The organism is Phyllobacterium bourgognense, from assembly GCF_003337575.1.
GTDB classification, from domain to species: domain Bacteria; phylum Pseudomonadota; class Alphaproteobacteria; order Rhizobiales; family Rhizobiaceae; genus Phyllobacterium; species Phyllobacterium bourgognense.
In genome coordinates this window covers 327,213-353,051 of sequence record NZ_QPJM01000001.1, presented here as the reverse complement: position 1 = coordinate 353,051, position 25,839 = coordinate 327,213, and the positions used below count along the sequence as shown (strand labels likewise).

General features: G+C 53.7%; 16 protein-coding genes. 8 read left to right on the top strand and 8 right to left on the bottom strand.

Annotated elements, in window-relative coordinates; genetic code table 11:
* Positions 1-942: 942 nt before the first annotated feature.
* The 7 genes from C7476_RS01670 to C7476_RS01640 all read left to right on the top strand — a co-directional run bounded on the left by C7476_RS01670 (position 943) and on the right by C7476_RS01640 (position 12,712).
* Complete coding sequence (locus C7476_RS01670; RefSeq protein ID WP_114428167.1) at positions 943-4,017, top strand: BPTD_3080 family restriction endonuclease; 3,075 nt, start codon at positions 943-945, stop codon at positions 4,015-4,017.
* Complete coding sequence (locus C7476_RS01665) at positions 4,017-5,930, top strand: GmrSD restriction endonuclease domain-containing protein (protein ID WP_181872316.1); 1,914 nt, start codon at positions 4,017-4,019, stop codon at positions 5,928-5,930. Before C7476_RS01670 ends, C7476_RS01665 begins: the two co-directional genes overlap by 1 nt.
* A gap of 3 nt (positions 5,931-5,933) precedes the next feature.
* A complete protein-coding gene (locus C7476_RS01660; protein ID WP_114428165.1) occupies positions 5,934-6,374 on the top strand; it encodes a hypothetical protein in 441 nt (146 codons plus the stop codon).
* Positions 6,374-9,346: a site-specific DNA-methyltransferase gene (locus C7476_RS01655; RefSeq protein WP_114428164.1), complete on the top strand. Its 2,973-nt coding sequence runs from the start codon at positions 6,374-6,376 to the stop codon at positions 9,344-9,346. The genes C7476_RS01660 and C7476_RS01655 overlap by 1 nt, the downstream gene beginning before the upstream one ends.
* The gene (locus tag C7476_RS01650; RefSeq protein ID WP_114428163.1) at positions 9,347-10,168 is read left to right on the top strand and encodes a hypothetical protein; all 822 of its coding nucleotides are present in this window, start codon (positions 9,347-9,349) and stop codon (positions 10,166-10,168) included.
* Positions 10,165-12,258 (top strand): UvrD-helicase domain-containing protein, encoded by a 2,094-nt coding sequence (locus C7476_RS01645; protein WP_114428162.1) that lies wholly within the window; start codon positions 10,165-10,167, stop codon positions 12,256-12,258. Before C7476_RS01650 ends, C7476_RS01645 begins: the two co-directional genes overlap by 4 nt.
* 118 nt (positions 12,259-12,376) lie before the next feature.
* On the top strand, positions 12,377-12,712 hold the full coding sequence (locus tag C7476_RS01640) for a hypothetical protein (RefSeq protein WP_114428161.1): 336 nt from the start codon (positions 12,377-12,379) through the stop codon (positions 12,710-12,712).
* Positions 12,713-12,815: 103 nt separating this feature from the next.
* On the opposite strand, the gene C7476_RS01635 is transcribed toward C7476_RS01640, so the two are convergent.
* The 8 genes from C7476_RS01635 to C7476_RS01600 all read right to left on the bottom strand — a co-directional run bounded on the left by C7476_RS01635 (position 12,816) and on the right by C7476_RS01600 (position 24,805).
* Positions 12,816-15,797 carry a DEAD/DEAH box helicase gene (locus tag C7476_RS01635; RefSeq protein WP_114428160.1) on the bottom strand — a complete coding sequence of 994 codons (2,982 nt, stop codon included), beginning with the start codon at positions 15,795-15,797 and terminating at the stop codon, positions 12,816-12,818.
* Positions 15,797-17,200: an EH signature domain-containing protein gene (locus tag C7476_RS01630; protein WP_181872315.1), complete on the bottom strand. Its 1,404-nt coding sequence runs from the start codon at positions 17,198-17,200 to the stop codon at positions 15,797-15,799. Before C7476_RS01630 ends, C7476_RS01635 begins: the two co-directional genes overlap by 1 nt.
* On the bottom strand, positions 17,190-18,089 hold the full coding sequence (locus C7476_RS01625; RefSeq protein WP_114428158.1) for an OmpA/MotB family protein: 900 nt from the start codon (positions 18,087-18,089) through the stop codon (positions 17,190-17,192). Before C7476_RS01625 ends, C7476_RS01630 begins: the two co-directional genes overlap by 11 nt.
* A gap of 5 nt (positions 18,090-18,094) precedes the next feature.
* A complete protein-coding gene (gene zorA, locus C7476_RS01620; RefSeq protein WP_114428157.1) occupies positions 18,095-20,161 on the bottom strand; it encodes an anti-phage ZorAB system protein ZorA in 2,067 nt (688 codons plus the stop codon).
* 1,098 nt (positions 20,162-21,259) lie between these two features.
* The gene (locus C7476_RS01615; protein WP_181872314.1) at positions 21,260-22,201 is read right to left on the bottom strand and encodes a ribokinase; all 942 of its coding nucleotides are present in this window, start codon (positions 22,199-22,201) and stop codon (positions 21,260-21,262) included.
* A 4-nt stretch (positions 22,202-22,205) separates the two neighbouring features.
* On the bottom strand, positions 22,206-23,057 hold the full coding sequence (locus C7476_RS01610) for a BtpA/SgcQ family protein (RefSeq protein ID WP_114428155.1): 852 nt from the start codon (positions 23,055-23,057) through the stop codon (positions 22,206-22,208).
* Positions 23,058-23,103: 46 nt separating this feature from the next.
* The gene (locus C7476_RS01605; protein ID WP_114428154.1) at positions 23,104-23,868 is read right to left on the bottom strand and encodes a GntR family transcriptional regulator; all 765 of its coding nucleotides are present in this window, start codon (positions 23,866-23,868) and stop codon (positions 23,104-23,106) included.
* 34 nt (positions 23,869-23,902) lie between these two features.
* Entirely contained in the window at positions 23,903-24,805 is a 903-nt protein-coding gene (locus tag C7476_RS01600) for a LysR family transcriptional regulator (protein WP_114428533.1), read from the bottom strand.
* Between the two features lie 133 nt (positions 24,806-24,938).
* Between C7476_RS01600 and C7476_RS01595 the strand changes: the two genes are divergently transcribed.
* Entirely contained in the window at positions 24,939-25,556 is a 618-nt protein-coding gene (locus C7476_RS01595) for an FMN-dependent NADH-azoreductase (RefSeq protein ID WP_114428153.1), read from the top strand.
* Positions 25,557-25,839: the final 283 nt, after the last annotated feature.

The following is a 25,839-nucleotide window of genomic DNA, read 5'->3' as shown; positions in this document are numbered from 1 at the left end:
GAGAGGGGCATTCTTATAATTTGCTGTCGTTATCGCCTCGCATTTGGCACATCTCACGGGCCACGCTGCGAAGGTCATGTGATTGAGCATCCCGCCGCCTAGGGTAAGGTGTGTCGAGTATCCGCAGTTGCTACAGTTCGCGCTTGCTGACGTTCCCATCCTTTACTCCTGCGTCCAGTAAATCTATTCGTTTAATCAACATCCTAAGCTCGCGAACGCACAACTGAAAATAACGCCGCGGCAATTCTATGATAAGCTGGCTGCACCAATTGGGCTAACAATCTACTGAACCTGTGGAATCCAAAGTGATATGCAGAGAATCTAACATCAGCAGGGTGTTAATCGTATCATGTCAATCGGTGTAAACCATCTGCCGCCGACAACGACAACGGAGATTTGCGATGCCCGGTTTTGATCCTCGCCTGATTTCGCCGCCAACCCGAGTCGAGTTCGACGAGGAGAATGGAACGTGGTTCGTGGAGGACGATGGCTGCTGTTACAGTTTCCATACAAGGGAGGAGGCTGAACGAATGCTACTAGACATCCAGCGCATACATTGGGAACAAGTGGCCGAAGCTAACGCTAAAGATCTGAATGATTTGTAGTCCATAAGGGTTCGCATAAGCGATTGCCTCCGGGCCGGCGTGCGATACTGCAGATTCTTTTGGGTTCAGACCAAGATACCCATATTGGCGATCTAATTCCCTTCGAAACTTGAGCAGCCCCGCGATGCATATTTGATCTCATTGCGAAGTAATCGGAATACAAAAATAAACCGCTGCATGGCCGTTTGCACGCGCCACTATTAACGTTCAGGGTTTTTCGACGCGAAGAATGATTCGAACACTTGCCGCAATCAGAATTATGCGCCAAACCACAGATGTCCTGATCAAACTAGAGACTCACTTGTATCAGATTTGATTTGGAAGGGGTGCGGGGGAAATGACTAAGCCGTTTTATGAATATCCGATTTTGAACTCACCCTATTTGAAGCCCTCTCGGCATCATGCATTGGGCGATGATGGCCAGCCACTCGAACATCCACCAATCTTAAGTCGGCGTCCGTCGCGCTATGTTACGCCGGTGCCGCGTGCGAGGCGGCGAAATGTCGAAGCCACGCGAGGGCAGAGCGTCCTCGAACTTGACGTGTCAGATAGCTCGGGAGCTGGATACAATCCAACTCCGATCATCAACGAGATACGCTCGCATCTTGACAGTTGGCGCAACCTTCCAAATCCGAACGACTGGGGAGTCACACCGGTCACTCAACATCTTCTGCAACATTGGAGACATTACGACTTTCAAGGCCCACGTCCCTTTTTCTGCCAGCTTGAGGCGGTTGAGACCGTAATTTGGCTCTCAGAGGTAGCTCGCGGACGCCGCCAATACGCACACATTTTTCGACATATTGAGGAAGCAAATCGTGATGCTAACCCAGATCTTTATCGGGTAGCGATGAAGCTTGCTACAGGTGCGGGCAAGACAACCGTGATGGCAATGCTCATAGCGTGGCAGGCAATCAATGCTGCCAGACAGCGTAACGTTGCGACGTTCTCCCGCGGATTTCTGCTAATTGCTCCAGGTATCACCATCCGCGACCGGCTGCGCGTTCTACTGCCTTCCGATACGGACAATTATTATCAAACGCGCGACCTTGTTCCCCCGGAAATGTTGAACGATCTGCGCAAGGCAAAAATTGTTATCTCCAATTATCACGCGTTCCAACGGCGGGAAAAGCTCGAAACTAACAAGACGGGTCGGGCAGTTCTCGCCGGCTGGAGGAACGCACCGCTCGCGACGAAGGAGACGGAAGGAGAGATGCTGCAGCGCGCCTGCGGCGAACTTCTCGCGTTGAAGAACATTATCGTTATCAATGACGAGGCGCATCATTGCTATCGGGAGCGGCCGGAGAGTGACGAAGAGTCCGAACTAAGAGGGGAAGATAAGGACGAAGCAAAAGAGAACAATGAGGCTGCCCGGCTTTGGATCTCCGGCATCGAGGCGCTCAAACGCAAGGTGAGTGTGCGTGCCGTCTATGACCTTTCCGCGACACCGTTCTTCTTACGGGGATCCGGTTATGAAGAAGGCACTTTGTTCCCTTGGGTCGTGTCGGATTTCTCCCTGGTAGACGCAATTGAATGCGGCATTGTCAAACTCCCGCGCGTTCCGGTTTCCGACGATGCTTTCAATTCTCCCATGCCAGTATTCAGAAACCTTTGGGACCATATTGGTAAGAAGATGCCCAAAAAGGGCGCCGGAAAGTCTGGCGACCTCGATCCTCTCAAGATGCCAGCTGAACTCCAAACAGCACTCTGGTCACTTTATAGCCACTATCAGAAGGAGTTTGAGAGCTGGAAGAGCGCGGGCATTGACGTGCCACCCGTGTTCATTGTCGTGTGCAACAACACTGCAAGTTCAAAATTAGTCTTTGAGTGGATTTCTGGTTGGACGCGCCAGGTGGAAGGCGAACCCCAGACCATCCATCGCGGGCATCTCGAGTTGTTTCGCAACTTTGATGAGCACGGCAATCACCTGCCACGGATGAACACCTTGCTGATTGACAGCCAGCAGATCGAAGCTGGCGGAAATCTCGGCGAAAATTTTCGCAAAATTGCGGCTGACGAGATTGAGCAATTCCGCTTGGAAAAGGCCGCGCGCGAAGGTGCAGCCGATGTGTCGAACATCTCGGAAGCAGAACTGCTGCGAGAGGTAATGAATACTGTGGGTCGCAAGGGTCGACTGGGCGAACAGATACGCTGCGTCATCTCAGTATCGATGCTGACTGAAGGGTGGGACACCAATACGGTAACGCATATCCTTGGTGTGCGCGCCTTTGGCACACAGCTTCTGTGCGAGCAGGTAATCGGCCGCGGGCTTCGGCGACAGGCATACGAATTCGGCGATCAATTGGATCCTGAAGGAAATCCGCTTTTTGGCGTCGAGTATGCCGACATCCTCGGTATCCCCTTCGACTTCGCTACAGAACCCGTCGCTGTCAATAAACCAACTCCGAAGCCGGTCACACGCGTGTTTGCCGTCAGAGAGAGGGAGCGTCTATCAATCCGGATCCCACGGGTAGCGGGCTACCGCCACGAAATTCCACCAGATCGTATCTCGGCACGTTTCGGCGAGGATTCGAGGTTGATTGTCGACCCCAAACTGGTCGGCCCTTGCACAGTAAGGCTTGAAGGGCTTGTCGGCGAAGGTCACGACATTTCGCCCGACGCGCTCGATGAAATGCGGCCAAACACCGTTGCAGTCTACCTGACGAAGAAGCTTGTAGAGCTCTATTTTCGAAACGGGGATGAGCCTCCCCCTTATCACCTCTACAACCAGATACAGCCGATCACTCGCCGCTGGCTGACAGAGTATCTCGTGCTAAAGGGTGGCACTAAGACCGGCATGCTGACCTATGCAGAAATTGCGGAGAAAGCAGTCGCGCTAATTTATGCCGGCATCGCGCACGAGTTCGGTGAAGGGGCGCAAATCAAGGCGATGCTCGACCCATATAATCCAGCCGGCGCTACGGACGATGTCAGCTTTATCACGTCGAAAGAGAACTTGTGGGCGACCGCGCCAGATAAATGTCACGTCAATTATGTCGTCTGCGACAGCGATTGGGAGGCTGAGTTTGCCCGCGTGGCCGAGCGGCATCCTGCCACGCTCGCTTATGTGAAGAATCAGGGTCTCGGATTTGAAGTGCCGTATCTGCGAAGCAACGGTGGTGAGACACGCCGCTATCTGCCGGACTTCATTGTCAAGCTGGATGATGGCCGCGGTGACCAGGACCCGCTTAACCTCGTAGTCGAGATTAAGGGGTTCCGTGGTCTCGATGCTCAGCTCAAGGCAGAAACGATGAAGGCTTTCTGGGTGCCGGGAGTTAATAACCTAAAGGCCTTTGGTCGATGGGCGTTCGTCGAGTTTCGTGATGCATTCGCCATCGAAGACGAATATCGCGGTTTAATAGAGGGGCTGATCAACGGTAGCCACGCAGCAAAATCATCGGAGCCAGTATAATGTCGGCAGCTACATTTAAGACCAATCCCTACTATCTTCATGAGCTGTTAAAGGATTGCAGTTCCGGCATTCTCCAACTTCCAGACTTCCAGCGGAGCTGGGTCTGGGATGAAGATCGCATTAAGAGCCTGATTTCATCGGTTTCGCGCGCCTTTCCCGTCGGCGCTTTGATGACGCTGGAAACAGGTGGTGAGGTAGATTTCAAGCCTCGTCCAATTGAAGGCGCACCAGATTCGGCCAAGTCTGCCAGGCCCAGGTCCTTGCTGCTCGATGGCCAACAACGAATGACTTCACTTTATCAAGTTTCGCTTCGAGATTCGGTCGTCGAAACCATTACGCCTAAGAAAAAAAAGGTGAAACGTTGGTTCTATATCGATATCGAGAAGGCACTAAACGAAGCCGTTGACCGTGAAGAAGCCATTATTGGCGTTCCTGAGGACAAAATAGTTCGCGAAAACTTCGGACGGGAGGTTGCAATTGACTTGTCCTCCCGCGATCGCGAGTTCGAGACGTTGCATTACCCTGTGTCAATGGTTTTCAATTGGGATGAGTGGCAGAAACAGTTCATTGAGTTTACGATGCAAAGAGGCGACTTCACTGAAAAATGGGAGACGATTAGGCAATTTAAAGAGAACGTCATCGACAACTTTGTTAAGTATCAGGTTCCGGTCATAACCCTGGACCTAGCTACGTCCAAAGAAGCAGTGTGCGTGGTGTTCGAGAAAGTCAACACCGGCGGCAAACCACTTGATGCGTTTGAGCTAGTTACGGCGATGTATGCGGCCGAAGGCTACCAGCTGCGCAAGGACTGGTATGGTGAAGGCAAGGGTGAGACTGGACGACACACCCGGCTTGCCTCGGCCGTGCGGCTTGCCGATGCTGAGAAGGGGATACTTGCGGAGGTGTCGAACACCGACTTTCTGCAAGTCATCTCGTTATTCCATACGCGAGACCGTAGGAGGTTAGCCGAAGCCGCTGGCAAACAGGGCAAGGAATTGCCCCAGATCACAGGAAATCGGCAAGCGCTCCTTGGCCTGCCATTGACAGCTTATAAGCAATATCAAGCCCAGGCCGAACGGGGCTTTCTCACAGCGGCGAAGTTTCTGCACATGCTGCACATATATAGAATCTTTGACCTACCCTACCAGTCGCAAATCATCCCATTGGCCGCCATCCTGGCGGACATCGGAGAAGCCTGGGAGCATGAAGCTGTCCGGGCGAAGCTGATCCAGTGGTATTGGAACGGCGTTTTTGGCGAACTATACGGTTCGGCGGTCGATACGCGGGTCGCTAAGGACTTCGTAGAAGTCCCCATTTGGATTAGAAGCGGGCCGCCGCCTTCTACGGTCAGTGAAACCATATTCCGCTCCGATCGCCTGAAATCGATGCGTATGCGTCTTTCAGCGGCCTATAAGGGCGTAAATGCCCTGCTGATGAAGGAAGGGGCAAGGGATTTTCGTTCCGGACAAGCGTTCAACCATACAGCTTTTTTTGGCGAGAACGTTGACATCCACCACATATTCCCACAGGCGTGGTGCCGCCAACAAGGGATCAACCCCGACATATTTGACTCGATCATAAACAAAACGCCTCTGTCCTATCGAACGAACCGAATTGTTGGCGGTGAAGCTCCATCGGCCTATTTGACTCGCCTTGAAAAGGGCACAACCTCGACGGGCGCGATCTCGTTCGAAAATCTTGATACTTATCTTGCTTCGCATCTCATAAACCCAGCCTTCCTGCGAGCCGATAACTTCGAAGCGTTTATGGCCGATCGTCAGGAGAAACTACTCGCTCTCATCGAGCGGGCAATGGGCAAGGAAGCCTATCGTGGCGACCTACCAGAAGAAGGGATCGAGGATGAGCGCGATGATGACGGCATCGAGGCCCAAATGACCATTGCGGCGGAGTAGACATTGACAGACTATCTTCCCTCTCATCGGGCCGCTGAATGGCCACATCGCTTGTTTTGGACATTGTTTGATCAACGCCATCCCGACGAGAAGGCTGTTCGGGGGAAGCATGGACAATGGTTTTGGCAACGTGGGCTTCTCCACCTCGAGATGGTCATCACCATGTATGTGTTACCCCAGCAAGATCTCGTTGGCGTGTTCTTCGGCCGCAACGAGAAACTCGGCGCGATCGAGGTCGATGAGCGCCTTGGTCCGCACTTCGCCATGCTGAAAGCGAAACTGAGATTGCGACCGGAACAGCGCTCAGAAGGGCCGCGTCTCGGTTCTATTTGGCGGGTGAATTGTTTTGCGGAAGACAACTGGCCAGCGATGGGCGACTGGCTCACTACGAGGGCCTCGCGTTCCGAGCGCGCCGTGGATGCGGTCCTGGGGGAACAAGACTGATGGCAAAATCGCCACGCGAAATAGATGCACTAACCCATGGCACCGCGCGGCGCATTAATGTGCCCACTGCCGAGATGGCATCGCTGTTCGAGCAGCAGGCAGAATTGCTGGGTGACACGGAGCGCGCTTTGAGCTTGCCCCGCCCGCGGCCGCTTGCAAAAGGAGCGAGCAGGGAACGCGACTGTGATCTTGATCCGCAGATCGTCTGGAACGGCGCGAAGATCAGGATCACAAAGGATCAGATGAGGAAGCTCGCCGAGACCGGCGAGCTCGAGCTCGGTGACGCCCAGCTCGTATGGCGCGGAAAGGACACACAGGACTGGTCGGATCTCGTGGTCAATGCGCCGGCGATCTACGTGCAGGAAAAGGTGCACCCGAAAGCGATCATCGACGATCTCAAGCGCCGTTCGGATGCGCGCCGTGAAACCCAGACCGACGCGCCAGATCTCTTCGCCGATTTCAACGGGCTGACTAATCCAGAAGCGCGCGCCGAATTCTACCAGCATTCGCAGCATTGGACGAACCGCTTCATTCTGGGCGACTCGCAGCAGGTGATGGCAAGCCTCGCCGAACGCGAAGCAATGCGCGGGAAGGTGCAATGTATCTACTTCGACCCGCCCTACGGCATAAAGTTCAATTCAAACTGGCAGGTCTCAACACAGTCGCGCGACGTAAAGGACGGTAAGAAGGAGGATGTCTCCCGAGAGCCGGAACAGGTGAAGGCCTTTCGCGACACCTGGAAGGATGGCATCCACTCCTATCTCACCTATCTGCGCGACCGGCTCATGGTCGCGCGCGAGCTTCTATCGGAGTCGGGCTCCATCTTCGTCCAGATTAGCGACGAGAATGTGCACCGGGTCAGGGCGTTAATGGACGAGATTTTTGGTGATGAGAACTTCGTCTCCTTGATACCTTTCAAGAAAACGACAGGTGCTGGTAGCCCATCAGGCGGGACAGATGTCTTAGCCTCTGTGGTCGACTATGTTATTTGGTATTCGAAGCGAAGAAGTGCGATCAAATACCGCCAACTCTATAGGCGCAAGACGGCGGGTGGCGAGGGCGGCGGACAATACACCAGCATCGAGGATGCCAGTGGCGCTCGGCGTCGAGCAACACGAAGTGACTTCGAGGCGCCTCCTATTGGATCTAGGGTGTTCCGTGGGGATCAACTTACGTCTCAGAGTTCGGGTGGCCCTCAATTTTTCGACTTCGAATTGAATGGGCGAACCTTCTCGCCAAAGGCAAGCGGGTGGAAAACAAGCCGATCTGGGATGGGTCGATTGCTAACCGCAAACCGAATAATCGCGATCGGAAACACTCCTTCTTATGTTCGATATATCGACGATTTTCCAGCCATCCCCTTCAATAACACTTGGGATGACACAGTCACTTCAGGATTCGGCGCAGAAAAGACATACGTTGTGCAAACGAACCCGCTAGTCATCCAACGCTGCATTCTGATGACCACTGATCCAGGTGATCTCGTGCTCGACCCGACCTGCGGCTCCGGCACGACAGCGACGGTAGCCGAGCAATGGGGCCGGCGTTGGATCACCGTTGATACATCACGCGTAGCGCTGGCACTCGCCCGCACGCGGCTAATGTCGGCTCGTTATCCATACTACTTGCTGGCTGACAGCACTGATGGCCGAGCGCACGAGCAGAAGGTCTCGGGAAAGATCCAACCGCAGACCCCCACCTCTGGTGACATTCGCCAGGGATTTGTCTATGAGCGCGCGCCTCACATAACGCTAAAATCGATCGCCAACAATGCCGAGATCGATGTGATCTGGGAGAAGTGGCAGGAGGTTCTGGAGCCGCTGCGACGCGAGCTGAACGAGGAGCTCGCAACGGGATTCGAGGAGTGGGAAATGCCGCGCGATTTCGACCAGTGGCTGGATAGCAAAGAAGGCGCCGCCAAGGCGGCTCTGGTCGGTGCCCATGTGCGTGAGCTCCACACTAGCTGGTGGAAGGGCCGCATTGCGCGGCAGAGGGAGATCGACGCCTCAATCGCTCGCGCGGCCGACGTAGAGATGCTCTACGATCGCCCTTACGAGGATAAGAACAAGGTGCGCGTAGCAGGTCCATTCACAGTCGAGAGCTTGTCGCCGCATCGGGTCGTCACCGCGCGTGACGAAACGCTCGGAATAGAGCTCTCAGCGGCGAATGGCACGATGCAGCCGGCCCCAAACAACGTGCCGGACCAGGACTTCGGCCAGATGGTGCTCGACCATCTGCGCTCCGCCGGCGTTCACCAACAGGAAAAGCGCGATACGATCCGCTTCAACTCCGTCGAGCCTTGGCCTGGCAACTGGTTGGCGGCCGAAGCCCGCTACACCGACGGCGACGGTCGCGAGAAGCGCGCTGGAATACTGATCGGTCCGGAATTCGGCACTCTAACGCGCAGCCAAATCACGGCGGCCGCTCGCGAGGCTTCTGATGCCCGGTTCGATGCTTTGATCGCCTGCGCCTTCAACTTCGAAGCCCAGGCAAGTGACCTTAATCGGTTGGGTCCGCTTGCGATTCTGAAAGCTCGCATGAATCCCGATCTTCAAATGGCGGAGGATCTAAAGAATACCGGTAAAGGCAACCTCTTCGTAGTGTTCGGCGAGCCGGACGTCGATCTGATCGAAACGTCCGACGGCGAACTGCAGGTGAAGGTCATGGGGGTCGACATCTTCGATCCGTCGACCGGTGAGATCCGCTCCGACGATGTGAAGGGTATCGCCGCTTGGTTCATCGATACCGACTATGACGAAGAGAGCTTCTTCGTTCGACACGCTTATTTCCTCGGCGCGAACGACCCTTACAAGTCGCTCAAAACAGCGCTTAAGGCCGAGATTGACGAAGGGGCATGGGAGACGCTTTATTCCGATACTTCGCGGCCGTTTCAAAAACCGTCAACAGGAAGAATTGCTGTCAAAGTGATCAACCATTTTGGGGATGAGGTGCTCAAGGTTTTTGGAGTGTAAATGTCGATCGATGTAGAGGTTCGAAAGGACAATGATCTAATCGAAGTGTTGAACAACCGGCCGATACGGGAATTGCCGGATGGTGGCTTTGGGATTGTCTATAAAAAAAGAGTCTATGCAGTTTACGCGAGCGCGAGGGTTTTCTTTATCGACATGTCAGAATCCGGATACGAAAAAGTCCATTGCCGCGTTGTGGATGTCGAACTTGCACTTGCGCGCCCTCCTATCATTGCAAACCTGCCAACAATGTCGATCGAGCGACTCGCTGACGTCTACCAAAATTGTCGGTCATTTATTCAGCGCGCTGGTCCTAATGATGATATGGAGGCGTCTCATTGCATCATTGAAGCGATCCGCCTTGAATGGATCGCCAGAGGCGCATTTTACGACTCGACATCCGACGCATTCGTTTGGCCATCTGGGCACGCCATCAATGGAAACGGCCAATTGACGACCAAGAATTGGCTAGAGGTCGGGCTTTTGGGATATGCAGGATACCGGGTCGGGGCGACATCTGATTTAACCAGCTCCGCTCGTCAACGCATTCTGGACAACGTATTGGCTCAACCGGTTCCAACCGTTTTTTCAATAAAATACCGTAACGAGTGGGGTGATACCGGGAGTTGCACACGTCTGTGGAAGATGGCTGAATCGATTGCTGCTTTCATGAGGAATGCACGACGGCGCAACGGAAGTTCTGAAGCAGTTCGTGATTGGCAAACTGACCTCAACTACCTCAAGGATCGCTACTATTTCAGTTCTGGTTGTGCCTTCGCTTGGCCGTCGATCGATGATTACGTAGCAGACCGTGGAACGTTATGACTACAATCCTGGCGGATAGCTTTACTGCTGCGCTATCAAAGCTCACCAATGATGAGCAGAAGCAAGTGAAGTTGACGGCGTTCGACATTCAGGCGAACCCAGACCAACCCGGCTTACAGTTTCACAGAATAGACAAGTCGAAGGATCTAAACTTTTGGTCCATTAGAGTTAGCCGCGACATTCGCATCATAGTTCATAAAGTGGGTGCTAGCATTATGCTTGCATATGTCGACCACCACGATGATGCTTATAAATGGGCGGAGCGACGACGGATCGAAACGCACCCGGCGACGGGCGCAATGCAGATCGTCGAAGTTCGGGAGCGCCTAGATAAAATCACGCAGAGCCCGAGAGAGGCCGGGCAGGCTAGTTTGCCGTTCGACACCGCGCCGCTCGATCGGACGATTCCCCCGCCGGCGATCTTCGCAAAACTTACTCCCGACAATCTGCTGTCCGTCGGTGTCCCACAAGACTGGTTGGGCGACGTTGCCAAGGCAACAGAAGACTCCTTTTTCGCCCTGGCTGTGCATTTGCCGCAGGAAGCAGCCGAGTCTTTGCTCGAGTATGCCGCGACAGGTATCTTGGTTCCGGCAGCCACCCCTGTAGCAGATCCGATGGCACATCCGGATACGATGCGCCGGTTCCGCGTGCTGGAAGGACATGACGAACTACGGGCAGCACTGGATGCGCCGTTTGAAAAGTGGGCGGTCTTTCTGCATCCGCTTCAGCGCGGAATTGTCGAGCGTGACTATTCAGGGCCGGCACGGGTGATGGGTTCAGCTGGCACAGGGAAGACAGTGGTAGCGCTCCACCGGGCTCTGCGTATATTGCGGCAAGATCGTCAAGCGCAAGTGCTCCTGACCACGTTCTCGGCCCCCCTTGCCCATGCACTCGAGCACAAGCTGGCGATCTTAAGCGGCGGGCACTCGGAAATCGAAGGTAAAGTTAATGTCTCCTCTTTCCGCGAAATAGCCGAAGAACTGTTTGCGCTCGCTACTGGGAGGAAGGCTCATATTGCCCGCCGCGAGATCGTTCGAAAAATGATCGAAAGGGCGGCACAAGATACCAACACTCGGGACTATTCCCTGCGTTTTTTGGTGTCGGAATGGGAAAACGTTATAGATGCGTGGCGTATCGCTGATTTAGAGGCTTATAGTCAGGTTCCGCGCATGGGACGCAAGAACCGTCTCGGAATGCGCCAACGAGAAGAGCTGTGGCAAGTCTTTGATCGCGTCCGCGGTGCACTCAAGCAAAAGGCGCTGTTCACTCCTGCGTCGTTGTTCGAGACCCTTACGGATACGTATGCATCAAGGGTTGAAAAGCCCTTCACTAATATTGTTGTCGACGAAGCGCAGGATCTGGGAGTGGCTGAACTGCGCTTTCTGGCAGCAATCGCACCCCACCATTCAGATGCACTTTTCTTTGCGGGCGATATAGGTCAGCGCATTTTCCAGCAGCCCTTTTCGTGGCGAGGACTGGGTATCGACGTTAGAGGCCGATCGTCCACGCTGAAGGTGAACTATCGCACCTCACAACAGATCCGCCAAATGGCAGACCGGCTCCTACCGCGGGCAATAAGGGACGTGGATGGCCTTGAAGATGACCGTCAAGGCACTATTTCCGTTTTTGAGGGCATCGAGCCGATTATACTGGTTGCCGACGATGAGGATCATGAGCGTGAAGTAGCTGCAGCCTTCATCAAGTCTGCGATAGTTGACGGCATTTCTCCCGCCGAGATTGCTATTTTCGTCCGTTCTGATGATCAGCTTGCGCGCGCCCGCGCCGTCGCTGACGAGGCAGGCTTAGCTCGCCGAACTGTCTCGACAGGCAGTCCCAAGGAGGACATTGCATTGGTGGGCATCATGCATCTGGCAAAGGGACTGGAATTTCGCGCTGTCGCCGTCATCGCATGCGACGAAGCCGTCCTACCCTTCGCCCCCCGCGTTGCCGATGTTGCTGATGAATTTGAGCTGGACGAGGTTATCGCGACCGAAAGGCAGCTACTTTACGTGGCCGCCACGCGTGCTAGGGATAGGCTCTTTATTTCCGGCGTAACGCCAGCCTCTGAGTTTATCGCTGACTTGCTCTGACTTGGCCGACAACGCAATGCGAGCCAGCCGACGATTGTCCGGGTCTATCGAAACGAGATTTGCGTTGCACGCTATGGCATTCCAACAAATTTAACTCGATTCAAAGGGAACCCCCGTTGTGCTGATTGACCACAAGAAATTGGAAGATCTGGCTTGGTCCATCTACTCCGACGGCGCCGCTAATCCTGTTGGCCTCGCAGTCGCCCACTCCGAGCTCGAATGTGAAATTGATCAGGATAAGTTTCTGGAGCGTGAATTCGAAAACCAAGGTGAGCACACAACAGCAATCTATTTTTGCAATGCGGCCGCCGAAGCGGAAACAACTCCGGTTCTCGTGATCCTTTTCTCCGGACACCATATGACAGGGCTTAGCCAGCAATTTTATGGCGCTTTTAAGGACGAAGAAACTGCGTATGCGGCGCTGAGAAAAGAGTTTTATCTTCAAGGTGATTAATCAGAATGCAGTGCTCTCACTAATGATAAGTTTTGGGTTTTTGGCCAGGCCCAAATTAAAACGGATGGTCAGCAGCACTCGTTTGGTAGCTCGCCGCATTTAACTATTCCACCGCACCGTTGAATAATTCTCCCACATCGCCGTCCGTAATCGGCGGAGCAAGCATGTCGCGGGACAAGTTGCGCTTGCGGTCAAGCAATGCGTCGAGCTTGACGTCGAAGGAAGAGTCCCCTAACGCCGGATGAACAGCTATTGGCACGTGGACCGTCACCGGTTTCGTCTGCCCAATCCGATAAACACGATCATTGCATTGGTCTTCCACTGCCGGATTCCACCACCTGCTGAGATGAATCACATGATTTGCGGCAGTAATTGTGAGCCCGATGCCTGCAGCCTTGGGTGACAGAATCAATAGATCGAAGCCTTTTGGTAAGGCTTGAAACCGGTCGACGACGTCTTGTCGCTTCGCTCCCGCAACATCTCCATTAATGATGTCGGGCTCGCGGTCCAACCCTAGCTCGGCGGCTATTATTGCCGTGAACGCGGACTGTATTGCGCGGTCTTCTATAAAAACCAGCGCTTTTTCACCCCGCATCTGAACTGCAGAAAGGATATCGATTGTCTTGCTGACACGTGCTGACTTTGCGATCCAAGCTTTGCGCGAGACGGGGTCGTAAACATCAACGCCTCGGTCTCCACTTGGATGCAACGATATACCACGAAAAGCGTGTATGGCTTTTAGCATCGCTCCCATTGTTCGTTCGCCACGCCTCGCCGCTGAAACAGCATTCGCGTATGCAGCGGCCTGTTCAGCTGGCATCGCAACCGGATAGGTGGTCGACGTCTTCGTGGGTAAGCCTTCTAAGATGTCCTGCTTCATTCGACGCAGCATCACCGGCGGGTGCTTCGCAGTTGGCTGGTCAAGTTTCGCCTTTAGCTCCTTTAGGGCAGCATTATCGGTGTTGTAGGTTCTGGAAAAATCACGGAGCCCACCTAAATACCCTGGTCCTACACGGTCCATGATGCACCAGAGGTCCTCAAGGCGATTTTCAATTGGCGTTCCCGTCATTCCCAAGACAAAATCGACATTCAACGTCTTGAGAGCATGCGTGTTTAGTGTGTCGGGTGCCTTAACCTTTTGCATTTCGTCAAAGACGCCTATTGAATATGGAACACGAGCGAAACACCGATGATAGGTCGCCAAAGTCTCATAGGTCGTCAGAATCCAGTCTGCGTCACGTAGAGTATCGACGTCCAATGCGTCTTCTGGCGACCATGCTTCATTCTTTTTCGTCCTAAGTCGCCCAAGGTTACTACCAAAGGCCTTTACACATTGGCCAAGACAGTCGTCTACGAGATGCAGCCCGGCTTCAGCTTCCCAGTTTCTCAACAGCGCAGTCGGGGCGACGATTATGATCGGGCCCTCGAATAAACGGCCCCTGCCGCCTGCGGCTTGTTGATTTCTCCGAAACCAGGCGAGAAAACTGAGCGCCTGAAAGGTCTTGCCCAACCCCATATCGTCAGCAAGAAGGACGCCGGGAGTTCCGGATAGCCAAGACTTAACAAGCCAAGCAAAGCCCTCTTCTTGATGGGGTTTGGGTTTATTGGAGCGCAACAGGTCGATTGGAAAATTCTCAAATAGGGATGCCCGGCGTGGCACTATCTGGGCAGTGAAGCCGACGCTGTCAATGTGATCATTGATCAGTAATATGTCGGTGTCGACCGGTGCGTTTGACTCGCCGTCATCCGTTTGCGGCTGACCATCAGCGCCGTCCGGGAAGGGTTGCCCTTCGTCAGCAAAGCCACGCAAACTTTCGAGTGCATCGATCGTCTCGAGCGTTCCTAACGCTTTATCCTGATACACCAGTGTATCGGCAAAATCGTGGGTTGCTTGTTCCACTGCGCTCTTCAGGTGGTCAACGTCGCTTGGCGTCAGGTCAAATTTATGATCGCCAATTGCAAGTTGAAATTTTTCTGGCAGCCAGGAAGTGCTTTGCTTAGTAAGCCAGTCGAGCGTAGGTTTTTCCCAACGGCCTAATCCGAGCACGCGGGCAGAATATTGGTGGGTCTCGACAAAGATTGAGCCTGCCTCGTCGGACAAATCTCCAAGTTCTCGATCCAAGAACGAACGTGGATTAGCGATAAAGCTGCGACGTTCCTCCGCAGGCGCGCGCTGAGCCGCTTTGACGACATCAAGTGCCCTTTGGAGTTCCGGTTCAATCACGACAAATGAATTGCGACCCAGCGCAAAGGCAGGACCAGTCCGTCCGGTCCTCTGGTTGAACTCCGCGACAAAGGCCTTCTGCAGCTCTGGGACCAGCAATGCATCGGTATCATTGTCCGGCAATTGATCCGAGAGGACCGGTCCAAGCTGCTCACCATCAATTACCTCCGGCGCATCAATCTCGTCTGCCTGAGATTGCCGCATAGAATGAGCCATTAACACCGGAGTGATTTTGGGTCCGCCGGCCGCCTCGCGCACATCAAGCGCGAATGCACCGGCTTGATAAATGCGCAAGCTCTGCAGTGTTCGGTCGGGTTTTACGCTTTCTCCCGTAACTCGCTCAAGTGCATTCTGCACATCCAGCCACGGCCCAATTCTCTCATCAGCGGATCGACCAAGTGTTTCATTGTATCCGCGGATGGCATTTAGCAAGTTATATACTGGCTGGGAGAGGCGACCTGTTTCGCCGTTGGCGATTAAGAATGGTCCGACAATATTGGGCGTGATGCGGCGCATGTTCCGGTCTTGCCAGACAAATCGAATAAGCCCTTCGGGGCTTTCCACTCTCCCCTCTACCGTCAACGTCAACGTCACCGCCGCTATCACTGGAACAGCAAGTGCATTGGCAATAGTCATCGGAAGCGAGACGATGCCGTCGGCAGTGACCGCGACGCCTTGGGGAACTAAGGACGCATCGCCATTGTCGACCAGACGCTTTAGATAACGAACGGCAGCACGGGCCGTTTCTTCGGGCGGATCCCAAGCATCGAATGGCACTGTTCGCTTTTTAAAGAAAGAAATGTCGTTGAGGCTGATCGTTGCACCAGTCTCTGTAGGTAGTATTGAGAAGGATCTTGTCATCAACGATACCTATAGTCGCGCTGCTGAAGCCGAACCCCGGTCATAGCGTAGAGACGTTCGGCTACCTTGCTTTGCCAACTATAAGTCTGCGAAGCCATGTGCATTTGACTAAGCTTGGTGCTTGTCTCAAAGTTGCCGGCCCCCTTATGAATTCGAATTTCATCCGATCCATATGACCTTCTGAAGAGTTTGGGTGCTGACCGTTCCGAAGCATCCGACCAAATATTGCACTTTCCGTTGTGACTCCAATCTGCAACAACACCATCGCCAATTCGCAACAAGAGAACAGCGTGCCCTGCTTCAACTTGGCGACCTTCAGCTTCGAGTCTTGCGAACTCGGCATTGGATCCAAAGACTGAGCGTGCCAAACGAGTTCCATCTGGGCCAAACGCGACCCACGCTTCATCGATAAGTCCTTTGTTGTAAACTCCTTCCCAGAACGCTCGTCGATAAGACCACATGCTGTCGTCGGCTATTCGATCAACGATATCAAGAAACTGCCGCAAGGACTGTTCAGTCAGCCAACGCTGCACGAGTTCTCTCAGCGGAGCTGGCACAAAAGCCCAATTGCCTGGTTTCAGGCGCGGATCGCCTAGCAGCATGAGAACGACTTTGAGGAATGCATCGCGAATTGCTTTCTCGATCTTTTCCTGGCTGAACGGTCGCAACAGAGCTTCGATTAGATTTGGTAGCAGATCGTTGTAGATCGGCCTCCCGCCCTCGGTCATGGCGTAGCGCTTGATGCGGTCAAGTCGAGTTAAATGGTCGTGTGCTCGGCTCGTGGCCAACCGGTCAAGCAATGCAGCTGTCACAGCCTTTGCATAGCCCGATTGGGCGTTCATCGCTCCGAGGCCAGCCTCTTTGAGAATATCTGGTGCAGGCTTGTCTTGCTCGATTACGGCATCAGCCAATAGCCGTGGACCAACGTCTAAATCGAATAACCGAAACTTCTTATGAAGCTCGCCCCATGGCCCCCCCCACTTGTTTGAAAGCTTTGCCAAAGTTGCAGCTGCATCGAGTCGCCCCGGCATTTCATTGGAATATGAAGTCATGAAGGAAGAAGCGAGTGTGCGAAAAGGCCGAGCACTGTCCGCTGAGACCAATTGAGATAAGACCCCATTCATCACGTCTTTTGTGTCCGCGAGAGCCGGGGTCGTTGTCCACAAACACCACGCTGCATCTTTGAGTTGGCGATTTCTAAGTGTAACGCCTGCTCTCACGTCATTCAGCAGTCTAAGTGCAATGCCGTCAAAATCCTTCGCAGGTCGATGTTCTGCGTTCCGACCCGACTCTTCCACTTTTTTTGCAAGACGCGCGAGTGGGGACGCAGGAGGCATTGACCGCTCAGAAGCAGCCAATCGCTGCACGAGACCAATACAGGCTTCGCGGAAGCTATTTGACATTTGCGTCATCAATGGCTTTGCGTAGATTTCGCAACTGCCCATCCATGCGGTCGGTCAGCGCCAGCACTTCCTTCAACCTTTTCCCATCATCCACTTCCATCACAAACCGAAGATCAATACGCCGATTGCTGTCGAACGCTGCGGAGTTTGTCTCGTCGATTACTGGCCTTGTCGACGAATATCCCGATACGGATATTATCTCACGACTGGCCCGATTTTTTAGATCGCGAAGTTGAGGTTGGGTCTGGGTCATTAAGCGATATGTATTGACCGCTCTTGCTGTAGACAGCTGCCAGTTATTACTGTCAACGCCCGTCTTATCAGTATGGCCTTCGATGAAAACCGTTTCTATCGACGCTGCAGTTGGATCGCGTTGACAGTTGGGTTGAGCCGACAAACAGGCTGTATAGGATGGCAAGACATCACGTAAGACAACAGCAATCTTCTGAACGTTACTTTCTGCAGCTCCCTTTAGATCGGCGCTACTCGTCGGAAACCGAACAGCATTTTCCGTCAATCGAAGCACGCCATTTACCGGATCGATCTCGACATCAAGACCTTCTTTAGCAAGTCGACTACGAATTTCTTCCAACAGGATGGATCTAATCTGATCCGACTTATCAATTTGTTGCAATTCGGAACGCACTTCATTTTTCAAGGCGTCAAGCTGAATCGCAACGATTTCCGCTTGTCGTCGTGCTTCCTCAAGTCGCTTAATCTGTTCAACCGAGACGTCGGTCTGCTGTTTGAAGTTTAGCGCGAACACCATCAGCATTATAATGAAGATAAACAATATCCCCACCATCATATCTGTCATTGAGATGAAATAGTTTTCGTCTTCCTCTGCATGGTGATCAAGAGCAGGACCGACGTCGTCAACCAGCGCCATCGATGTTACTCCGCCGCAACGCGGATCATGTTGTTGGCAAGGACTTCAACGCTATCTGCAATTGAGTCGGTGTTTTGTTCCAAGCCATCCAGAAGCGGTCGCAAACCATCCATTACTTTGGCAAGGTCGGCGTTCATTTCCTTGGCGTAGTTACCAAGCGTAGCCGCTTGCGCTTCTGTTGCCTCTCCCAACTCCTGAACAGCCCGTCCAAGGGCGACATCGATATTGTCGAAATGGGATTTGTAACTCTCCCAAACTCCCTTTAGTTCTTGCAGCTGTTCAGTAAGAGACGACGCCAGAGTGGCCGTGGCCGTATTCCCACGCTCCAGACTAGAGGCAGCTAGATCGATCGAAGCAGCCATCTGCTCAGATGCCTTCGACATCCGCTCTCCGGAACGGAGAAGAGGATCACCAGCAGCGCGAACGTCATCCGCAATCTTGCTAAATGAACTTGCAGCGGCGCGCGTCTGACTGGTAGCGTCGCCAATTGCACTCGCTTGCTCAGATAGCGCCACCTCACCCAACCGCATCGCACTAACAAATCGTTCTATGTCGGCAGCGATCTTTGCCAACGCACCTGACAACCCTGTTTCCAATGCTTTCGACGCCTCAGCGGAAGCTTGCGCTATACTGGCCACTGCCGCTTGCTGAGCATCTGCCACTTGGCTCCGCGTTTCATTGAGGTGCGAAGAATTCGTGATGGCGAAGGCACTTAGCCCGCCCATCAGGACGTCAATCTGTTCTTCCATACGCCCCATCACCCGCCCCATCGCGTCCTCGACCTTCGCAGATGCACCCGAAGCGGCTGTTCCTAAGTCAGCATCAAGTTTTACATTGGCTCGGTCGAAGGTTTGCCTGAGTGCGTCTGCAGCTTCCGCCATGCGGGTAGCGAACTCCTCGCCCGTGCCGTGCAAGCCCTTTTGCGTTGTCTCCAAAGTCTTTTGCATCTGAGCAAGCGTTTCACCCAGCTTTTTCAGTTCCGTTCCAGCACTTCCCTGAACAGAGGTTGAGAATCGATCCAAAAGCTCACCGACGCCATCTTCGCTTCGGCTCGCCATGTTTCGCATTGCTTCACTGATGCTCTGTGCCATAGGTTCAATAGCACCAGCAAACGCGCTACTAATTTGTGGCGACAGTTGCTCACCCATCCGGGTAAAAAATCGATCGCTATTAATCTCCTTGAGCTGCGCAGTTTGTTCTTTCGCGGTCTCATTCATTTCTGCAGCAATCGATTGGGGAGCTAGATAACGAAGTTGAGTCTCCGCTTGGTGGCAAAATTTCGTAAAGCTGGCTTCCATGCCGATTACCAAAATCTTGAAGACAAGGGCCAAAAAAATCGAGATACCCAAGCCAGCGATGGACGTAACGAACTTAAACGACGCCACCCCCAAAAGGTCTGTCATTGCTCTCATCATCTCTGGCGTGTCGTTATGTATGAGAGAAGCGGTCGTGGCATTACTTGCCTTGGAGAGGGCCAACACAATACCCGCAAAAGTTAACAGAAGGCCGATACCCACGAAGTATCCTGGGATACTGCCAATCATTTTAAGGCCAGTGAATCGCTCACGGACAAGGCTGTAACCTATAAAGCTATGCGGCCGAACGGTATTTCCAATCACGCCACCGCTTTCAATTTCCTGCTTGAGCAGCGTTTCGTCGAACTCGCGCCACGCGTGTCCGATTAGGGGATGTTTGACTAGAGCAGGATAGACGCTCGACTCATAGTCCTTCGCAAAAGTCGGCCTGTCGGCGTAAGCCGCGATAACTCGGCGAGCGCGCCAAAGCGATAGGCGTATCGCCAACGAGTGCATCAACGCAAATGCAATGAAAAGGCCAAAACCCACAGCGCATAATGTTCCAGCTAAGGCAAACGCAAAATCCTGTTTGCTTAGGTTTGCCAGTGCGGATTCAGGAATTGTATTCCCGTGCATAGCAGGCACAACGGCGCTTACGCGATGCAGGACTAGCCCAAGATCCAGTCCAGTAAAGCTGTCAAAGGCGATCAAGGTAGCAAATATGATGCCCCAGAACGCAATCGCGCGAATCCAACCTCGCCAAAATAGATTAGTCACCCCTAGCCCCCAACTTGTTTCCCGACTTTAGCCGGTTGTTGTTTATTGCAATAATGGTCGTGCCAACACTTACCCCAACTTACCCCAAATTACCTCTATTATCTTTTGACCAGGCGAATTGAAAGCCATACTAAAGAGGAACCGCAAATAATCGTGCTACGCTTATAGGCTACGGCTATTCAGAAAGTGTAGCTGATACGACAAAACGTCGGAATCGCAGTTAAGGCTTATGTATTATTGGGTAATGCAGCCACAGATTAGCTGAAAAACGGTTGGTGCGAATCAATATTGTGAATGTTTATAAGCTCATGGGCTTTTCGCAGAGCATTGTTTCTGAGAATGCCAGAAAGGCCCTAGGCTACATTTGTCTCCTGTTGGCCGCCAGCAATTGTATTTGAGCATATCGGGTTCGACCAAATAAATAGGGAATAGAGAAGTTCAATGCCGTGATCCGGAAGCCCTCGCGCGGGTCGAACGCCCTGACGATGCTGAAGAAATCGTTCCTCGACAGATTTTGCAGTTACTCCAACGTAAGCGCCATAATATCCTGAAAAATCGGTATATCCATCGCGTAGAACCACATACAAATTTGCCTTATCGGTTGGGCGGGCTAATGATCTACGGAGGCCGTTTCTCACGGCGGCTCGGGCTGATTTTAACCAAGGAATCGGTCGTAACCTGGCTACAAGGAATCGTTCCATGCCCATGCTGGCGTATTGATCGCTACGCACTTTAAGCTCTTCCAAGGCCATGGTTGCCAGCTCCAAGCGAGGAGGGTTGAGGTTTACCCATTCCGTTATGCTCGTTAAAAGGCAATCTCTAAACCAGGCGGAAAATGGACTTCCAACATCCCGTAGGCGATCGCTTGATATGTCATAAAATTGATCTTGTCTGTCAGTTGCCCCGTTCTCGATAGGATTGCGATCGATCCACGCCTCGTCAATTACCTATTACGGATGATGAAGCGAGGAAGCGCTTTAGCGCTGACTGCGAGCTGGTTGCTCCACAAAAGCATGCTCACTTCTTTGATACAAAAAACAAAACACGATGTAGAATTTATTAAACGAAATCAATAGTTTGTCAGCTTAAATCGGGAGTTCAATCCTCCCCAGCAGCACCATTCCCGCTTCTAGCAAGTTCAATACGAGCTGTGAGTGCTGCTAGTTCGTCGCGGCTAGGCAAAGCCGTAAACGCCCCCCGATGTTGTGCGGTCAGTGCAGCGGCACTTTGAGCGAGATTGATGGCGGTCTCCTGGCCCAAACCCATCGCGAGCATCGCTGCAAACACTCCGCAAAAAGTGTCGCCGCAACCAGTCGTGTCAATTGCACGAATTTTTGAGGCTGGGTAGTGGCCGATCGTTCCGTCGCTATCGGATGTAAGGCACCCGCCTGCTCCAAGAGTGATGATCGCAATGGACGCACCGAGCCGGCACAGGGCTGCGGCGGCGGCGGTTGGTTCCGAAAGTCCAGTAATCGTCTTCGCCTCGCCGCGATTTGCGATAACAATATTGCACAACGGCAAGAGCGGCCCGACGTCCCACCATAGCGGCGCAGGATTGAATAATGTTGTTGCGCCGCGGGCAGTTGCGGTCGCGAGAGCGGCCAGCGTACTGGCCTGTGTAAGATTACCTTGCAGCAGCACGATGTCACCGGTGGTCGTGTTGGCGGCAAAGTTTTCTGCCATTTCAACAGTCAATGCAGCCGCGCAACTCCCGGCACTCACTATGCTGTTCTCCCCGTCTGGCAGCACCATCAAGAGAGAGAAATCGCTCGAATAGGGAACGTGGTGCAGTTCGAGTTCAGATATGCCCTCGGAAGCCAATGCCGCTGCGATTTGTGCACCTTGAGCGTCGTGCCCAATGGCGGCATGGAAGATGACCTGCGCACCGGTACGCGCGGCGGTAACCGCCTGATTGAGGCCTTTACCTCCGGGTGCGCTACCGGCGCCGTCACCAAGCAGCGTTTCACCCTTTTCCGGCAAGCGAGGCACCTGGAGCGTCAAATCGAGCCCTGCATTCCCAAGAACGAGCACACGGCCCACGGCGTCAGCTCCGCGCTTTCTTGACAGCTTGCATGAAGACCTGAAGCCGATCCGGGTCGACCGGGTTCCACCAAGCGCCCTCGTGTTTGAGGTAACTTGCAACAATCACCGCGTCAGCAACAGTAAAAATGTCACCGACATTATCCGGTGTAACGCCGGAACCAACGGCAACCGGCAGCGACGTACCGGACGCAATGGTCTGCAGTTCATCCATCGTGGCGCTATCGCCCGTGCGCTGGCCCGTGGCGATGGCCACGTCGGCGTCGAAAAACTCATTGTCGCGCGCGAGTTCGGTGATGGTGCGGTCGCCAGTGATAGCATGAGCGCCATGCTTCACATGCACATCGGCAAAGATGCGGACGGATTTTGCGCGCAGCCACGCCCGATAGCGAGCTGCCTCGCCTGCCGGTCCGTCCATCAGACCTTCATTGGCGACATAGGCATTTGACCATTGGTTGACGCGAACGAACGCTGCACCCGCAGCCTTGGCCACTGCCAGCGCCTGAACCGCCCCGTTGGCGAGAACATTGACGCCGATGGGTAGGCCGCTATGGCGGCGAACAGCATCGGTCATGACTGCCATAGCAGCAGCGGTTTCCGGACCAAGGCGATCCGGCTTGGCAAAAGGGATATCGCCGTGGTTCTCGACAATCAGACCATCCACACCGCCGACCTTGTAACGCCCGGCTTCCGCCACGGCGAAAGCGACAACATCCTCCATCGGCTCTCCATCATAATTCGGAGAACCCGGCAGCGGCAGCGAATGAATCACGCCGATGACGGCCTTGCGCCGGCTGAAGATTTCCTGGATGGCGTTCGGCTTGGCGCGATAGATGGACTTGGGTTGAGAGGTCATGGTGATACTTTCTACATGCGGTTAAAGCGGGGACGTTCCGTCGTTGTTATGAACGGGCGAGACCAACCTGGAAGCTGTATCGATCCGCCCGATAGTGCAGGACGACATATTCGACGGGCTGCCTTGCCGAATTCCACGACGTGCGATGGCAAACCAGAACCGCGGCCGGTTGTTTTAGTCCGAGACTTTTAGCGGTAGTGGCGTCGGCAATGGACCCTTCGACGCGTTCATGGCCGCCTGTCAATGCGACGCCTGCAGCCTCCTTGAGCCAGCCGTAAAGTGACCCATTGTCCAGAGCTGTGATCGTAGGCAGTCCGGACCGTTCGAACGCCACAGGAGCGAGGTAGGTCAGCGATGTCGCCATGGGGCTTTCATCCGCCAGCAAGATGCGATCTATCTCGAGTACAGGAGAATTGACGACAATTTTCAACTCCGTTGCCACGGATTGAGTCGCCAGCGCTAGTCTCAGTGATCGTGTTCGATAACTGGGCTTCAGGCCTCTCACTGCCATGTCTTCGGAAAAAGATGAAAGGCGATTTAGCGGTCGTTCGATTCGTGGTTCAATGACAATCGAGCCGCGACCCGACTTGCGGCTTATCAATCCTTCCGCCTCCAGAAAGTCGAGCGCCGCACGCGAGGTCGTCCGACTTACGCCGAAACGGCGGTTGAGTTCCGCCTCACCCGGTAGCGCCTGGCCCGGCCTGAAGGTGCCGTCCTCAATTGCCCGTCGCAGTCGCTCTGCAATCTGCGACCACATTGGCGTCCGGCCTTCAACAATATCGGTTTCGTACCACATAACGCCAAACAACATGACGTCATGACATTTGTCAATGATCGACAGCGAATCATTCGAACGTGGCCAATTCCTGCTTGAACCGGTCAACCAGCCAGGTCGCTGCCGGTCCGAGAGGGCTATCTACCGGATAGAGCGCAAGCAAGGGATAGGAAGCATCCGGATAAGGTTCGAGATCGAGATGTACGAGCCTCCCTTCAGCGAGATCGTCCTTGACCATCCATTTTGCCAGACCACCCCAGCCCAGGCCCGCCAGCATCAATTCGTGCTTTGTTCCAACGTCGGTCAACCGCCACGTTTTATAGGCGAATACGCCGAAATCCCGGCCCTTCGTTTGTTCGCTCAAATCGGTGACAACGAGTTGCACATGGTCGCGTATGAAGGAGAGAGGCACCGGTCCCTCGTAAAGAGCGAGAGGGTGATCGGGCGCTGCAACTGGTGTCATCGCAGTTTCCCCGATCTTTACGGATACAAGCTCGTCATAGGCTAATAACGGCGGCCCCCCGATGCCGAAATCAGTCTGCTTTTTCAGCACGAGATCCCAGACCATGCCAAGTGCACCCACGTGCAGGCGCAAGCTCACGGTTGGGAACTGCAGTTGGAACGACTTGAGTACTGCCGTCAGAACAGGCGAAGGCAGCGTGACGTCGACGGCAACCGCTACTTCTGACTCGAGCCCCTGCCTCAATCCCTCGACCCGCGCGCGCAGGCTTTGCAAGACCGAAACCATGCGTCGCGCATCCTCGAGCATGGCTTTCCCACCTTCCGTCATCCGCGGTTCGCGGGTTCCACTTCGGTCAAAGAGTTGCAGCTCTAACTGCGCCTCCAAATTAGCGATCGTATAACTGACGACGGACTGCGAACGATTTAGCCGTCGCGCTGCTGCCGAAAAACTTCCTGTCTCGGCGACGGCAACGAATACTTGAAGCTGATCCAGTGTCGGGTTGGGTTGCACGGTCACAACATATCTATCAATTAGATGGATTAGATCGATATTTTCCCCGTTTTCTAAATGGATGTCGAGAACCAAATTACCTTCATCGATCGTTTCTTTTCGAGACGACCTCCCAAATGAAGGAACTTAGGCCATGTCTTCCATACTTCTCGTTACATCGAGCCCACGGGGCGCTGCTTCCCATTCCACACGCGTCGCAACGGAACTCGCCAATAAGCTGCAAGCGAAAACACCTGGGGCGAAGATCGTTACCCGCGACCTCGCGAGCAACCCGCTTCCCCATATTGATGCTGACTACGCTTCGGGTATCTACACACCCGTCGAGTCCCGTTCTGTCCAACAACAAAATGTTGTCGGCGTATCCGACGCAGTTGTAGACGAACTCTTCGCTGCTGATGCCGTCGTCATCTCTACTGGCATGATCAACTTCAACATCTCGTCGACACTCAAGGCCTGGATCGACCATATTGCCCGTGCTGGCAGGACGTTCAGCTATGGCGCCGAGGGCCCGAAAGGTCTTGTAACTGGTAAGAAAGTATATGTAGTGATCGCATCTGGTGGTGTTTATTCGAATGGTCCAGCCGCTGCCTTCGACCATGCGACCCCTTATCTGAAGACAGCACTCGGCTTTCTCGGCATGACCGATGTCGAGGTAATTCGCATCGAAGGTGTAGCAATGGGTCCAGAAGCTGAAGAGAAAGCTATTTCATCGGCCCTCGATCACACCAATGATCTGGCGCTCGCCGCCTAAGGGTTTGCGCCGGACGTGAAAGAGGCGGGCTTCGGCCCGCCTCTTTTCGTTTGTCAACTTGGTGGCGGCGATTAACCGTGCCTGTTCCTTTCGGCTTCATCAAGCCGTCTGAGCTGATCAAAAAGGCTTTCAGGAACTGTCTCGTCGACCTTATATATCCCTGCGGCACGAATTGCCGATCTGTAGGACGACTGGGATATTTGTCGTCGCAAAATTCTTGAAAGTTCTTTTTCGTTGGGCCGGTTAATGCCGTCCATCGTTGCTTAAACTCCAAATTCCTTCG

Coding starts and splice junctions, on each gene's coding strand:
- C7476_RS01670 (WP_114428167.1), top strand. CDS start 943: ATGACTAAGCCGTTTTATGAATATCCGATTTTGAACTCACCCTATTTG.
- C7476_RS01665 (WP_181872316.1), top strand. CDS start 4,017: ATGTCGGCAGCTACATTTAAGACCAATCCCTACTATCTTCATGAGCTG.
- C7476_RS01655 (WP_114428164.1), top strand. CDS start 6,374: ATGGCAAAATCGCCACGCGAAATAGATGCACTAACCCATGGCACCGCG.
- C7476_RS01650 (WP_114428163.1), top strand. CDS start 9,347: ATGTCGATCGATGTAGAGGTTCGAAAGGACAATGATCTAATCGAAGTG.
- C7476_RS01645 (WP_114428162.1), top strand. CDS start 10,165: ATGACTACAATCCTGGCGGATAGCTTTACTGCTGCGCTATCAAAGCTC.
- C7476_RS01635 (WP_114428160.1), bottom strand. CDS start 15,797: ATGACAAGATCCTTCTCAATACTACCTACAGAGACTGGTGCAACGATC.
- C7476_RS01630 (WP_181872315.1), bottom strand. CDS start 17,200: ATGTCAAATAGCTTCCGCGAAGCCTGTATTGGTCTCGTGCAGCGATTG.
- C7476_RS01625 (WP_114428158.1), bottom strand. CDS start 18,089: ATGGCGCTGGTTGACGACGTCGGTCCTGCTCTTGATCACCATGCAGAG.
- C7476_RS01610 (WP_114428155.1), bottom strand. CDS start 23,057: ATGACCTCTCAACCCAAGTCCATCTATCGCGCCAAGCCGAACGCCATC.
- C7476_RS01605 (WP_114428154.1), bottom strand. CDS start 23,868: ATGTTGTTTGGCGTTATGTGGTACGAAACCGATATTGTTGAAGGCCGG.
- C7476_RS01595 (WP_114428153.1), top strand. CDS start 24,939: ATGTCTTCCATACTTCTCGTTACATCGAGCCCACGGGGCGCTGCTTCC.